This window comes from Acidiphilium sp. 20-67-58, assembly GCF_002255515.1.
Taxonomy (GTDB): domain Bacteria; phylum Pseudomonadota; class Alphaproteobacteria; order Acetobacterales; family Acetobacteraceae; genus Acidiphilium.
This window is the reverse complement of sequence record NZ_NCAS01000027.1, coordinates 1-12,871: the sequence shown is the minus strand read 5'-3', so window position 1 is coordinate 12,871 and position 12,871 is coordinate 1. Positions and strand designations below refer to the sequence as shown.

10 protein-coding genes and 1 pseudogene are annotated in these 12,871 nt (G+C 67.3%); 5 read left to right on the top strand and 6 right to left on the bottom strand.

Features of this window, described 5'->3' with window-relative positions; genetic code table 11:
• Position 1: 1 nt before the first annotated feature.
• The 4 genes from B7Z76_RS11525 to B7Z76_RS11510 are packed head-to-tail and all read left to right on the top strand — an operon-like array spanning position 2 to position 3,981.
• The gene (locus B7Z76_RS11525) at positions 2-1,012 is read left to right on the top strand and encodes a branched-chain amino acid ABC transporter permease (protein WP_291344057.1); all 1,011 of its coding nucleotides are present in this window, start codon (positions 2-4) and stop codon (positions 1,010-1,012) included.
• The gene (locus tag B7Z76_RS11520; protein WP_174504118.1) at positions 1,005-1,733 is read left to right on the top strand and encodes an ATP-binding cassette domain-containing protein; all 729 of its coding nucleotides are present in this window, start codon (positions 1,005-1,007) and stop codon (positions 1,731-1,733) included. Before B7Z76_RS11525 ends, B7Z76_RS11520 begins: the two co-directional genes overlap by 8 nt.
• Entirely contained in the window at positions 1,727-2,425 is a 699-nt protein-coding gene (locus B7Z76_RS11515; RefSeq protein ID WP_174504119.1) for an ABC transporter ATP-binding protein, read from the top strand. Before B7Z76_RS11520 ends, B7Z76_RS11515 begins: the two co-directional genes overlap by 7 nt.
• A gap of 23 nt (positions 2,426-2,448) precedes the next feature.
• Complete coding sequence (locus tag B7Z76_RS11510; RefSeq protein ID WP_291344055.1) at positions 2,449-3,981, top strand: amidase; 1,533 nt, start codon at positions 2,449-2,451, stop codon at positions 3,979-3,981.
• Positions 3,982-4,112: 131 nt separating this feature from the next.
• Here B7Z76_RS11510 and B7Z76_RS11505 read toward each other — a convergent pair whose 3' ends face one another.
• Positions 4,113-5,657, bottom strand: coding sequence for an NAD(P)/FAD-dependent oxidoreductase (locus tag B7Z76_RS11505; protein WP_174504121.1), 1,545 nt, complete (start codon positions 5,655-5,657; stop codon positions 4,113-4,115).
• Between the two features lie 203 nt (positions 5,658-5,860).
• On the opposite strand from B7Z76_RS11505, the gene B7Z76_RS11500 reads away from it, so the two are divergent.
• Complete coding sequence (locus B7Z76_RS11500; RefSeq protein WP_174504122.1) at positions 5,861-6,502, top strand: 2-hydroxychromene-2-carboxylate isomerase; 642 nt, start codon at positions 5,861-5,863, stop codon at positions 6,500-6,502.
• Positions 6,503-6,510: 8 nt separating this feature from the next.
• On the opposite strand, the gene B7Z76_RS11495 is transcribed toward B7Z76_RS11500, so the two are convergent.
• From B7Z76_RS11495 to B7Z76_RS11475, 5 genes and pseudogenes are all read right to left on the bottom strand, one after another.
• Positions 6,511-7,353, bottom strand: coding sequence for a hypothetical protein (locus B7Z76_RS11495; protein WP_291344051.1), 843 nt, complete (start codon positions 7,351-7,353; stop codon positions 6,511-6,513).
• Positions 7,354-7,490: 137 nt separating this feature from the next.
• Positions 7,491-10,121, bottom strand: coding sequence for an HAD-IC family P-type ATPase (locus tag B7Z76_RS11490; RefSeq protein ID WP_291344049.1), 2,631 nt, complete (start codon positions 10,119-10,121; stop codon positions 7,491-7,493).
• Positions 10,108-11,124, bottom strand: coding sequence for a sodium:calcium antiporter (locus B7Z76_RS11485; protein WP_291344047.1), 1,017 nt, complete (start codon positions 11,122-11,124; stop codon positions 10,108-10,110). The genes B7Z76_RS11490 and B7Z76_RS11485 overlap by 14 nt, the downstream gene beginning before the upstream one ends.
• Positions 11,121-12,137 (bottom strand): AI-2E family transporter, encoded by a 1,017-nt coding sequence (locus tag B7Z76_RS11480; protein ID WP_174504126.1) that lies wholly within the window; start codon positions 12,135-12,137, stop codon positions 11,121-11,123. The genes B7Z76_RS11485 and B7Z76_RS11480 overlap by 4 nt, the downstream gene beginning before the upstream one ends.
• Positions 12,138-12,478: 341 nt before the next feature.
• Positions 12,479-12,871 (bottom strand): annotated as a pseudogene (locus tag B7Z76_RS11475) (hypothetical protein); the annotation flags it as partial.

Sequence of the window (12,871 nt, the reverse complement as noted above, 5' to 3'; positions counted from 1 at the left end):
GATGTCAAACACCCGACCGGTCGCACCCGCGCCGCGCATCGATCTGCGCTCGGAATCAGCCGCGGCGATCGTGGTTTTCGCCGCCCTCGCACTTCTGCCCCTGATGATGGGCGGCTATGTCATCTACGTCCTGCCGCAATATCTCATCTATGGCGTGCTCGCGATGTCGCTCGGCATGCTCTGGGGCTATGCCGGCATTCTCAGCTTCGGCCAGGCGGCCTTCTTCGCCCTCGGCGCCTATGCGATGGGCCTCGCGATGAAAGCCGGCTTCGGCGCCAGCGATGGTTATCTCGGGCTGCTGGCGGCAATCGTCATCGGCGCCGGGCTTGCCTTCCTCGTCGGTTATTTTCTGTTCAGCGCCGGCGTGCGGGATATCTATTTCGTCCTGATCACCCTCGCCCTGTCGATCATGGTCCAGCAGATCGCCATCAGCCAGTCCTCGCTCACCGGCGGGTTCAACGGGATGTACATCCCGCGGATGGACCTCGCGCTCGGCCCCTTCGGCAGCGTGTCGCTCGCGCATGACCGCGCGATCTATTATCTGGTCCTGCCGGTCACGATCGCGATCTATGCCGGGCTGCGGCGCCTCACGCGCAGCGATTTCGGCAAGGTGCTGGTCGGCATTCGCGAGAACGAGGGCCGGACACTGTCGCTCGGCTTCGAGACCTCCTGGTACAAGACCATCGCCTTCACCATCTCGGGCGCGGTCGCGTGTCTCGCCGGCGCCTTGTACGGGGCACACGCCGAATTCGTGTCGCCTTCGCTCGCCAGCGTCGCGTTTTCGACCGAAGTGGTGATCTGGGTTGCGATCGGCGGCAGGCAGTCGCTGCTCGGCGCGTTGCTCGGCGGCCTCGGCGTGGCCGCGCTGTCCAACTATCTCGATGGATTGTCGCCGGTCTTCTGGCAGCTCATTCTCGGCGGGATCTTCGTCGCCGTGATCATCGCCTTCAAGGGCGGCATCGCCGGCGCGCTCGGCCGCCTCGTCGCCCGCAAGGATGGCACCCATGGCTGAGTTTCTCGGGATCACGAAGCTGACCAAGCATTTCCGCGGGCTGGTGGCGAATGAGGATGTGGATTTCACCCTCGGCAGCGGCGAGGTCCGCTGCATCATCGGGCCGAACGGTGCCGGCAAGACCACCTTCATCAGCATGATTTCCGGCCATGTCGCGCCGACATCGGGCCGCATCGCGTTCAAGGGGCGCGACATCACCGGCATGAGCGTTCCAGGGCGGGCGCGGCTCGGCATCGGCCGCAAGTTCCAGACCCCGTCAGTGTTCGACAATCTCACGGTCGCTGAAAATATCGAGCTCGCCTCGATCGGCAAGCACGCGGAAGGCGCAGACCGGCGCGCCCGCATGGGCGAGGTGCTGCAACTGACCAGGCTCGAGGCGTTCGCATCGAACCCGGCGCTCACCCTTTCCCACGGGCAGCGCCAATGGCTCGAGATCGGCATGCTGCTGGCCAATCGTGCCGAGCTGCTCCTGCTCGACGAGCCGACGGCGGGGATGAGCGCTGAGGAAACCCACGCGACCGCCGCACTTATCAAGACGCTCGCCGCCGAATTCGGCATCGCCATCGTCATCATCGAGCACGACATCAACTTCATCCGCGATCTCGGCGCGCCGGTTACCGTGCTGCATCTCGGCCGGGTGCTGATGGAGGGCGATTTCGCCGCGATCAGCGAGAACGAGGATGTGCGCAACGTCTATCTGGGCGGAGAGTGGGAATGCTGAGCGCGACCGGCCTGCATGTCGGCTACGGACCGATCGAGGTCATCCATGGCGTCGACTTCACGGTCGAGACCGGCGAGATCGTCGGCATTCTCGGCCGCAACGGCATGGGCAAGACGACCCTGATCCGCGGCCTGAACGGCTCGCTGCCGGCGCGATCCGGGCGTGTCGTGCTCGATGGGGAAGACATCACCCATCTGCCGATGCATCTTCGCTCCCGGCGCGGCATCGCGACCATCGTCCAGGGTCGCGGCATCTTTCCGAAGCTCACGGTCTGGGAAAACCTCGAAATGGGGCGGATTGCCGGCGGCGGTCAGAAGGCAAGCCGGCTCGACGAGGTGATCGGCTATTTCCCCCGCCTCGGCGAACGCCTCAAGCAGCTCGCCGGTTCGATGAGCGGCGGCGAGCAGCAGATGCTCGCGATCGGCCGCAGCCTGATGAGCCATCCGAAGGTCCTGCTGCTCGACGAGCCTTCGGACGGCATCATGCCGATCCTCGTTCAGCAGATCGCGAAAATCCTCGCGGAAATCAATCGCAAGGAAAAGATGACGATCGTCATCGTCGAGCAGAACGTCCCGATGGTGTTCTCGCTCACCTCGCACTGCATCATTCTCGAGAAGGGGCGCATCGTCGCCGAAGGCAATCGCGACGATATCGCCGACAGCGAGATCATGAAGGAATATCTCGCGCTCTGAAGCGCGTTTTTTGGGAGGACTGAATGACACTTCACACCGTCAAGGTTCCGTCGCTCGCGACACTGCGCGACGTGGCGGCCGAGCTAGGCATGACGTTCGACGAGACCGATCTCGCCGGCCACCACGAAGCGATCGCCTCGAGCATCGCCGCCCTGCAACTCGTCGACCGCATGCAGGACGAACTGCCCGAGGTCCGCTATCCCCGGCTGCCCGGCCAGCGCGTCGCCCCGGAGGACAACCGGCTCGGCGCATGGGCGGTCAAATCCGTGATCGAGGGCGCCGCCACCGGCCCGCTCAAGGGCAAGACGGTGGTGATCAAGGACAATGTCTGCGTCGCCGGCCTGCCGATGTCCAACGGCGCATCGACGCTGGAAGGCTACATGCCCGAGATCGACGCAACCGTCGTGACCCGCATCCTCGATGCCGGCGGCACCATCGTCGGCAAATCGGTCTGCGAATATTTCTGCTTCTCCGGCGGCAGCCACACGAGTTCGAGCGGCCCAGTTCACAATCCGCACCGGCATGGGCACTCGGCCGGCGGCTCGTCCTCGGGCAGCGCCGCACTCGTGGCATCGGGCGAGGTGGACATGGCGCTCGGCGGCGACCAGGGCGGGTCGATCCGCATGCCGTCTGCATTCTGCGGCACCTATGGCATGAAGGCGACGCACGGGCTCGTCCCCTATACCGGCATCATGCCGATCGAGCTTACCCTCGATCATACCGGACCGATCACCGCGACGGTCGAGGACAATGCCCGCCTGCTCGACGTCCTTGCCGGACCCGACGGGCTGGACCCGCGCCAGTATGGGGGCGATCGGGCATATAATCATGTCGAGGCGCTCGGCCAGGGCGTGAAGGGCATGCGGATCGGTATTGTCCAGGAAGGGTTCGGCCACGCCCAGTCCGAGGCTGCGAGCGATGCCCTCGTCCGCGCCGCCGCCGAGCGCTACGGGGCGATGGGCGCCGAGGTCGAAACCGTATCGATCCCGATGCACACGGTCGGACCGGCGATCTGGCTCGCCGTGGCCGCCGAGGGCGCGACGATGCAGATGATGCACGGCAACGGTTTCGGCTTCAACTGGCAGGGGCTTTACCTGACCTCGCTGATGGATCGCCACGCCGCGTGGCGCGACCGGGCGGATGAACTGTCGGACACGCTGAAGAACACCATGCTTCTCGGTCAATACATGACCAGGACCCATGGTGGCCGCTATTACGCGAAAGGGCAGAACCTCGTCCGCCGGCTGCGCGCCGCCTACGACGCCGCCCTGCAACGGTTCGATCTCCTGCTGATGCCGACCGTCCCCATGGTTGCGCCGAAGCTGCCGGACGCCGATGCCCCGGTCCCCGAGATCCTGCAACGCGGCTTCGAGATGCTGCCGAACACCTGCCCCTTCGATTGCACGCATCATCCGGCGATGAGCATTCCCTGCGGCAAGGTGGACGGGCTACCGGTCGGGATGATGCTGATCGGGCGGCATTATGACGAGCGGTCGATCTACCGCGCCGCCGCCGCTTTCGAGAGCGGCGTGGACTGGACCGCCATCTCGGCATAGAGCGCGGTCCGATCCTGATGGATCGGATGATGCTCTATGATATCGACAAGGAGCGTATCGTTATCCGATCGGATGCCCCCATCCGATCGGATGATCCGCCGCGCAGCGGCCCGCGTCCGGACGCGTTCCCCTCAGTCCGCACCGGCCATCGGGACGAGCGGCGAGGTTTCGGTCACCTGCCGATAGGCCCGGTCATAGGTCCGGGTCGACGACGATGATGCTTCCTCGTGATATTCGGCGTCCTGATTGACCTTCCACAAATCATAGACCTGCTTTCCCGCCAGGATGTTTTCGGTGGCCAGTATGGCCGTCATCATCGCATGGTCCTGATTGTTGTATTTGTGCATGCCGTTTCTGCCGATCAGGTGCAGGTTCGGGCAGGTCTCCTCAAGATCCGTCCTGATCGTGTCGACATGTTTCTGGTAGTGGTCGTCATAGACCGGATAGGCCTTTCTCTGGCGGACGACGGTGCCTTCCCGAATGTCTTCCCGCGTCGCAAGGCCGAGCCTGACGAGTTCGCTGGTGGCAAGCTCGACCAGCGCCTCATCCGTCGAGGCCCAGAGCCCGTCGCCCTCGAAACAGAAATATTCCAGCCCATAACAATTCAGCGCCGGGTCGGGGACCATGTCCGGCGACCATGACTTGAAGTTCTGGATCCGCCCAACCTTCACGCTCGGATCATGGATATAGATCCAGTTGTCGTCGAACAGCGAGCGGTCCTTGAGGATCAGCGCGACGGTGAGAAAGTCGCGATATTTCAGAGCGTCCGCCGCCGCCAGCGTGGCCTCGTTCAGGCCCGGCCGGATGGCATGGCACAACTCGCGCATGGGCATCGTCGAAATCACATGGGTTCCGTGAAACGTGTGGCGATTGCCGGCCGGGTCCTCGGCGACGACCCTCCATGACTTTCCATCTTCACGGCTGATTTCGACGACCTTCATGCCTTTGACGATCTCGCCGCCCTGACGTTCGATCTTCGCCGCCGCCGCTTCCCAGAGCATGCCCGGCCCGCGTCGCGGATAGCGGAAACTGTCGATCAGGGTCTTGATCACCTTGTCGCGCGGCTGCTTCCCCGATTGCGGAAGGAGCGCATGCTTGATCGCCTGCGAGAGCGACAATCCCTTGATCCGCTGCGCCGCCCAGTCTGCCGAAATCTTGTTGCAGGCCATCCCCCAGACCTTTTCCGTGTAGGTGCGGAAGAAGATCCGGAACAGGCGCTTGCCGAACTTGTTGGTTACCCAGTCTTCGAAATTGGTGGGATTGGCGATCGGGAACAACCGCGCTTTCGCGTATGACAGAACGCAGTGGACTGCCTCGAAAACGCCCAGCTTGAGCAGCGCGTCCATGGCGCGCAACGGGTAATCGAACAATTTCTGGCGATAATAAATCCGCGATTTCCGTGGTCGGACAAGAAACCCTTCGTCGAGGATTTCGTCCCACAATTCCTCGATTTCCTGCGATTTCGAGAAGAATCGGTGCCCGCCGATATCGAACGCGAAGCCTTTGTAGGTCTCGGTGCGGGAAATGCCCCCGACATAAACCGGATCCTGTTCCAGCACGGTCACGGCGAGGCCGTTGCGGCTGAGCAGATATGCGGCGGTCAGGCCAGCTGGTCCGGCACCGATACAAATCACTATTTCTTTTTTGGTATTTGATAAAAAATTAGAATAGGACATAAATTATTAACCTTATCGAGATATTAAATACAGTAATATACAATCTTTTTTACGATATTCAGAAAGATATTCTTGGTCAATAGCCGGACGTATCGATTCCAGATACGGTATCCTGTTGTGCCGAACGATGATATCTCAACCGCAGGGCCGGAAAGTTCCAGCCCTCCAGAGGCTGTGGGGTCCACGCAATGAAAGGGTGCGAGATGAGCGAGCCGGTCATGGTGTTCTGGTCGTTCCGCAGCCCCTATTGCTACATCGCGCTGCCGCGCCTCATCGCCTTGTCGCAGGCGCAGGGCGTCGCGCTGGAGATGCGGATCGTGCATCCGGCCGCCTTGCGCAACCCCGACTATTTCCGGACCATGAACCCTCTCGCGCGTCCCTATTTCCTGCGCGACAGCGCGCGCGAGGCCGCGGCGCGCGGCATGAAGTTCCGCCGCCCCGTGCCGGACCCGGTCGCGCAGGATCCCGCAACCCTCGCCATCGCGCCGGCGCAGCCTCTCGCCCGCCGGCTCGGCCGGCTGGGCGTTGCGGCATCGCGGCGCGGCGCCGGCGTTGCCTTCTGTCTCGAGGTCTCCCGTCTGCTCTGGGATGGCGAGGTCGAGGGCTGGGATACCGGCGATCATCTCGCCCGCGCCGTGGCCCGCGCGGGGCTCGATCTCGCCGCGCTCGATGAAGCGGTCGCCGCCGATCCCGACGGGCACGAGGCGGTGCTGGCGCAGAACGATCAGGACCTGCGCGCGTCCGGCCACTGGGGCGTGCCGACGATGGTCTGGCGCGGCGAACCGTTCTTCGGACAGGACCGGATCGACACGCTGGCCTGGCGCCTGCGCGGCGATGCCGGATAAGGGGCGGCCTATCGCAGTTGCAGGTCGAACAGGGCGATGTTCAGAACAAGCCCGGGCAGCAGAAACTGGAACAGCCGCGCCATCGCCAGCACCTCGTCGATCGGCGCATCACCCGGATTGGGCACGCGATGACGGATCTGCGCCAGTGCGGCGTCATGCACGTTGCGACACGCCGCGTCATATCCGGGTGTCGCGACCAGCGTCCTGATCCCGCCCCAGGCGGCGGCGAAATAGCTCGGCCAGCGCGCCAGCGCCCGGTAGTCGGTGTTGACGAAGGGCAGGCCGAGCGTCGCCTTCACATCCTCATAAACGGCCCTCGTCGCCGGATCGGCATGATGCGCCTCCATCAGCACGAACGGACAGGCGACATCCGGCGCGTGGCGGCCGGTGAAGGGGGCCGCGTCGACCGCGACATCCGGCGCCAGCGCGCCGCCTTCGAGCAGCAGCCGCACCAGTGTCGCGATCAGCAGATAAGGGTAGTTGCCGTGGGAAAAGATCTCGATCATGTCGCGGATGGAGGCGATTTCCGCCGGCGCGTAGCCGACTTTGTCCAGCGTCCCGCGCAGCCCGGCCGGTGCGAGGCGTGCGGCCTCCCGCTCGGCCAGCGCGCGCAGGTCGCGGCATTCGCCGACGAAGGCGGTGCTGGTCACGATCGGCTCGAGCCCCCGCCACAAATGGCGGAAGAAATGCGGGTAATGGGCGTAGGCCATCGTCACCACCCCCATCCAGGGCACCTGCAGCGCGGTCTTCATCGCGGTGTAGAACGCCTTCCGCTCGCCAGCGGCCAGGTATTCCGGCAGCGGGTGGATGGCGGGGATCAGGGTCGGCAGCCCTCGTTCAAGCGTGATCATCAGCGTTCCTCCCGCCCGCGCGAACGGATCTGAAATGAGTATTCTTGCGGCCTTGAAAGGGGCGCGGGCACAATTTTCGTTTTCGGACGCCAACGGAATACGGCACGTTGCTCTCAGGTCAAGAGGTGGCCCTCAGGTCAAGGGGTGGTCCGCCCGGTGGTGCGGCGCGCCCATTTGGCCAGTTCGAGGGCGATGTAGATCACGCTGGAGGCGGCGATCGTTACCGCGAGTTCGCCGGGGCTGAGCGGTGACGCGCCGAAGGCGCGGTTGATCCCGGGCGTGTAGATCACCGCGATCTGCAAGGCGACGGTGAGAAGCACGGTGCCCAGCAGCGGCGGGTTCGCGCCGAGATCGGCATGGAACGGTCTTGCGTGCGCGGCGCGAACCGCCATCAGCTGCCAGAGCTGCACGAAGGTCAGCACGGCGAAGACCATCGTCTGCCAGTGCGCATCCTGCATCCGGCGGGCGACGGCCTCGGTCAGCAGCGTGATCGCCGCCATCAGCAATGCGCTCCACAGTACCTCGATGGCCATGAAGCCGGCGAGCAGACGCTGGCGTGGCGGAAGCGGCGGGCGGGCCATGATGTCGGGCGCGGCCGGTTCGGTGGTGAGGGCGAGGCCGGGCAGCCCGTCGGTCACGAGGTTGATCCAGAGAATCTGGATCGGCCGCAGCGGCATCGGCAGGCCGAAGAAGGGGGCGAGGAAGATCGTCAGGATCTCCGCCGCGTTGCAGGCGATGACGAAGCGCACGAACTTGCGGATGTTGTCGTAGATCCGCCGGCCTTCGCGCACGGCGGCGACGATGGTCGCGAAATTATCGTCGAGCAGCACGAGGCTCGCGGCCTCGCGGGCGACATCGGTGCCGCCGCGTCCCATCGCCACGCCGATATCCGCCTGTGCCAGCGCCGGTGCGTCGTTCACCCCGTCGCCGGTCATCGCCACCACCTCGCCATTGTCCTGCAGCGCGGTGACGATGCGGATCTTCTGCGCCGGATCGACCCGGGCGAACACCGCGACCTCCCGCACCCGCCGCCGCAGTTCCCCCTCGTCGAGCGCCTGCAGCGCGGCACCGGTCATCACCGCTGTCTCGCCGGCGGCAGCATCGAGGATGCCGATCGAGCGGGCGATGGCGGCGGCCGTGAGCGGGTGGTCGCCGGTGATCATCACCGGGCGGATACCCGCCGCGATGCAGGTGGCGACGGACGCGGCGGCCTCGGGGCGCGGCGGGTCGATCAGCCCGGCGAGGCCGAGACATTCGAGCCCGCCTTCCATCTCTGAAGCCGCCATCGCTACCGCTGTCCCCGGCTTGTGGCGCCTGCGGGCGACGGCCAGCACCCGCATTCCATCGGCCGCCATGGCGGCGGCGGCGCGCATGAGGGAGGCGGGATCGGCCGGCACCGCACCGGCCGGGCCGGTCATTTCGGTGCAAAGCGGAATCACCGCCTCGGGCGCGCCCTTGGTGTAGCTGACCAGCGCGCCGTCCTCATCGCGGTGCAGCGTGGTCATGCGCCGCCGCGCGGCGGTGAAGGGCAGTTCGGCGCAGCGCGCGTGGCGGGCGCGCTCGGCGGCCGGATCGAGCCCTGCCGCGCTGGCTGCGTCCAGGAAAGCGGTTTCGGTCGGGTCGCCCTGCTTCGTGCCGGCGGCATCGGCGGTGGCGTCGTTGCACAAGACCAGCGCGCGGAGCAGCGCCGTCGCATCCGCATCGCCGGGCGGGCGCCAGGCTCGCGTCATGCGCATCCGGTTGAGGGTCAGCGTGCCGGTCTTGTCGGCGCAGATGGTGGTGACGGCGCCGAGCGTCTCGACCGCGGGGAGGCGGCGGATCAGCGCCTGCGCCCGCGCCATCCGCGCCGCGCCGCCGGCCAGCAGCACGGTGACGATGGCGGGCAGCGCCTCGGGGATCGCCGCCACCGCGAGGCTGAGCGCGGTCAGCAGCATCGGCAGCGGCGCCTCGCCGCGCAGCAGCCCGGTGGCGAGGATCAGGACGCAGACCGCGAGTGCGGCGGCGGCGATCTGCCGGCCGAACCGGGCGAGCTGGCGTTGCAGCGGAGTGGGGCCGGGGGCGGCGCCGCCGATGAGGGTGGCGATCCGGCCGAGTTCGGTGCCCATGCCGGTCGCGGTCACGATGCCGGTCGCGCGGCCGCCGAGCACCGAGGTGCCCTTGTAGGCCATGCAGCTTCGCTCGGGCAGCGTCGTCCCTGCTGCGATCGGGGCGACCTGTTTCAGCACCGGGGCCGATTCGCCGGTCAGCGCGGCCTCGCCGGTGTGCAGGCCTGGCGCCTCCAGCAGCCGCAGATCCGCAGGGACCGTGTTGCCGGCTTCGAGCAGCACGAGATCGCCGGGTACGAGGGACGCCGCCGGCAGCGTGATCGTCCGGCCCTGCCGCCGGACCGTCGCGACCGGGGCGGCGAGGCGGCGCAGCCCGGCCACCGCGTCCTGCGCGCGGGCGGCCTGGATGAAGCCGACCACGGCATCGAGGATGACGATGGCGAGGATTACCGCCGTGTCCTCCAGCGCGCCGATCAGGGCGGAGAGCGCCGCCGCGCCGATCAGCAGCAGGACCATGACATCGGTGAACTGGGCAAGCAGCAGGGCGAGCCGGCTTTGCGGCTTCGCGGCCTCGATCGCGTTCGGCCCGTGGCGGCGCAGCCGGGCGGCGGCCTCGGCATCGTCGAGCCCGCGGGCCGCATCGCCGCCGAGGGCTGCGATCACCGCAGCCGCGTCGCGTGCGTGCCAGGCGGGCGGCGGCGTGGTGGGGTCAGCGCGCGCCATAGAGGAACAGCACGTAGGCGTTGAGCAGATACATGGCGAACAGGCCGAAGCTGATCCAGCCGACGGTGCGGAACAGCCGGTTCTGCGGCCGGTAGAGCAGGCCGGCGATCAGCAGGCCCGACATCACCACGCACGACATGGCAGAGACCACGTGGATCGGCGATGCGTGATCGAGGATCGGGCCGTGGCGGTAGAACAGGTCGTCGATCCCGAGGACCAGCATGTTGAACATGTTGCTGCCAAGAATGTTCGCCATCGCGAGATCGACGGCGCCGATCCGCGCCGCGACGATGCTGACCACGAGTTCGGGCAGCGAGGTGACGGCGGCGACGAGCAGCGTGCCGACGAAGGTCTGCTGCCAGCCCATCGCCCCGGCGAGGGCGACCGCGACGAAGGGCAGCGCGCTGCCCGCCGCGACCACCAGCGCCGCGGCCCCGGCATAGGCGCGCAGGGCCTCGGCGAGCGGAATGCCGGCTTCGCGCGCCATCGGCGGGTGCACTGCCTGATCCTGCTGTTCATAGATGAAGATCGCCCGCGCCCCGAGCCCGTAGAGCAGGAAGATGATCGGCGTCGAGCCGCCGATGCCGAAGAGGGAAACTGCGAGCCCCTCGCCATGCAGCGCGAGGGTGAGGCCGGCGAAGCCGATCAGCAGGATGCCGAAGGCGGATGACAGGATGTGGCCCTGCCGCACCCGGCGATAGACGCTTTCCTCGCGCAGCATGAAATCGAGCACGATCAGGATGGCGAGATTGAAGATGCAGCTGCCGAAGACGTCGCCCACCGCGGTATCCGGCGCATCGGCGAGGCTGACGGCGCTGATGCCGGTGCTCAGCTCCGGCAGCGAGGTGATCGAGGCGACGAGGATGAGGCCGATCCAGCCGCCGGAGAGATTGGTCCGCGCGGAGATAATCTCGCCGTTGCGCGACAGCGCCGGGCCGGCCAGCCCCACCAGCGCGGCGCAGAGACCGAAGCCGAGCCAGAGACCGGCGAGGTGCGGCGTCATGGCGCGGGCCCGCCGCGGCGGCGGCGCAGCAGGTCGAGGGCGAGGAGGGTGAGGGTCATGGCCAGGGGGCCGAGGATGAAGCCGGGCGGGCCGAAGACGATGAGGCCGCCGATGATGGCGATGAAGACCGGCACGGTGGGCAGCCGCAGCCGGTCGCCGACCAGGATCGGCCGCACCACGTTGTCGATCTCGCCGACGATGAGCGCGCCCCACAAGGCGAGGATCAGCGCCTTCGTCTCCTGGCCTTCGAGGGCGAGATAGGCGGCTTCGGGAATCCAGACGACGAAGGTGCCGAGCACCGGGACGATGGCGAGCAGGCTCATCACGATGCCCCAGAACAGCGGCGCGCCGAGGCCGAGCGCCCAGAACATCAGCCCGGCCAGCGTGCCTTGCAGCGCCGCGACCATGACGGTGCCGTAGACGATCGCCTGCACGGTGCCGCCGATGCGGGCGAGGAGGCTCTCGACCTCCGCCGCATCGAGCGGGAGGGTCCGGCGCAGCGAAGCGATTGCGGCGGCGCGGTCGCGCAGCGCGTAGAACAGGATGTAGAAGGCGAGGACGATCTCGATCACCTGCGCCACCGAGCCGCGCAGCAGGGCGGCGCCGGCATTGCCGAGCATCGCCACCAGCCGGCCGAGCAGGCCGGAGAGATCGAGCTCCGCCGGCAGCCAGGCGAGGGCGGGCAAGCGGAGCGGGCCCTCGGCCGCGAGCCGGGCCTGGATGAAGGCGGCGCCGGCGATCGCGCCATGGGCCAGCCGCTCGACCACCAGCGTCGCCGGCGCGCCGACGACGAGGATCGCCACCAGCACGGTCAGCCCGGCGGCGAGGCCGCGATGGGGGATGCGCCGTTCGACCCGCGCCTGCAACGGGGCGAACAGGATGGCGAGCACCAGCGCCCAGGTCAGCGCGCCGAGAAAGGGCAGCGCCAGCGCGGCGCAGATCGCGAGACCGGCGGCGGCGGCCAGCGCCAGGGCGATGAGGCCGGCGCGCTCCTCCGGCGGCGGGTCAGCCATCGGCCGGTCTGATCCCGGCCTGTCTGATCCCGGCCTGTCTGATCCCGGCCTGTCTGATCCCGGCCTGTCTGATCCCGGCCTGTCTGATCCCGGCCGGTCTGATCCCGGCCGGTCTGATCCCGGCCTGTCTGATCCCGGCCGGTCTGCTACCGGCTGGTCAGCCATGCGCCGTCATGGCCGCGCGCCGCGTCCGCTCCCGTTTGCCTGCTCCGCCCTCGTCCTGCCGGCGCGCCATGCGGCGGATATGGGCAAGCGTCCGGTCAGGCGCAGTTACCTAATCGGGTAGGGTGGTCGCGGATGATCTGCTCTATCTTGTCGTTTATCAGGTCATCTTTATCCGATCAGATGATTCCATCTGATCGGATGATGCTCTTGCCCTGCGGCGGGTCGCGCAGCCGCTCGCGCCGGCGCAGCCAGGCGGGCGGGCGGAAGCGGCGCGGGAGTTTTGCGACTGATTCGTCCGTGCTGGGCGGCAGGACGGGTTCGGGTTTGGGGCGGGGGGTGCGCCTTGCGCGCGGCGCGAGGCGGAGCATCGCCGGGAGCTTCAGGCCGAGGCTGCGGCAGAGCGGGCGGAGGATGCGGCCAAGGCGGGGTTCCGCGCCGATGCGGCGCTGCAATGCGGGATCGGCGAGCAAGGCGCGGAGCAGGCCGGCGGCGGCGGCGGCCTCGGGGACCGGCGCCAGCAGCCAGGCGGGGCGGCGCGGCAGGATGGGCTTCGCGACGGTGCTTGTTTG

Bases quoted from the DNA above. Each gene is read 5' to 3' on its own strand.
- B7Z76_RS11515 (WP_174504119.1), top strand. From the start codon at position 1,727: ATGCTGAGCGCGACCGGCCTGCATGTCGGCTACGGACCGATCGAGGTC.
- B7Z76_RS11500 (WP_174504122.1), top strand. From the start codon at position 5,861: ATGAGCGAGCCGGTCATGGTGTTCTGGTCGTTCCGCAGCCCCTATTGC.
- B7Z76_RS11510 (WP_291344055.1), top strand. From the start codon at position 2,449: ATGACACTTCACACCGTCAAGGTTCCGTCGCTCGCGACACTGCGCGAC.
- B7Z76_RS11485 (WP_291344047.1), bottom strand. From the start codon at position 11,124: ATGACGCCGCACCTCGCCGGTCTCTGGCTCGGCTTCGGTCTCTGCGCC.
- B7Z76_RS11525 (WP_291344057.1), top strand. From the start codon at position 2: ATGTCAAACACCCGACCGGTCGCACCCGCGCCGCGCATCGATCTGCGC.
- B7Z76_RS11505 (WP_174504121.1), bottom strand. From the start codon at position 5,657: ATGTCCTATTCTAATTTTTTATCAAATACCAAAAAAGAAATAGTGATT.
- B7Z76_RS11520 (WP_174504118.1), top strand. From the start codon at position 1,005: ATGGCTGAGTTTCTCGGGATCACGAAGCTGACCAAGCATTTCCGCGGG.
- B7Z76_RS11490 (WP_291344049.1), bottom strand. From the start codon at position 10,121: ATGGCGCGCGCTGACCCCACCACGCCGCCGCCCGCCTGGCACGCACGC.
- B7Z76_RS11480 (WP_174504126.1), bottom strand. From the start codon at position 12,137: ATGGCTGACCCGCCGCCGGAGGAGCGCGCCGGCCTCATCGCCCTGGCG.
- B7Z76_RS11495 (WP_291344051.1), bottom strand. From the start codon at position 7,353: ATGATCACGCTTGAACGAGGGCTGCCGACCCTGATCCCCGCCATCCAC.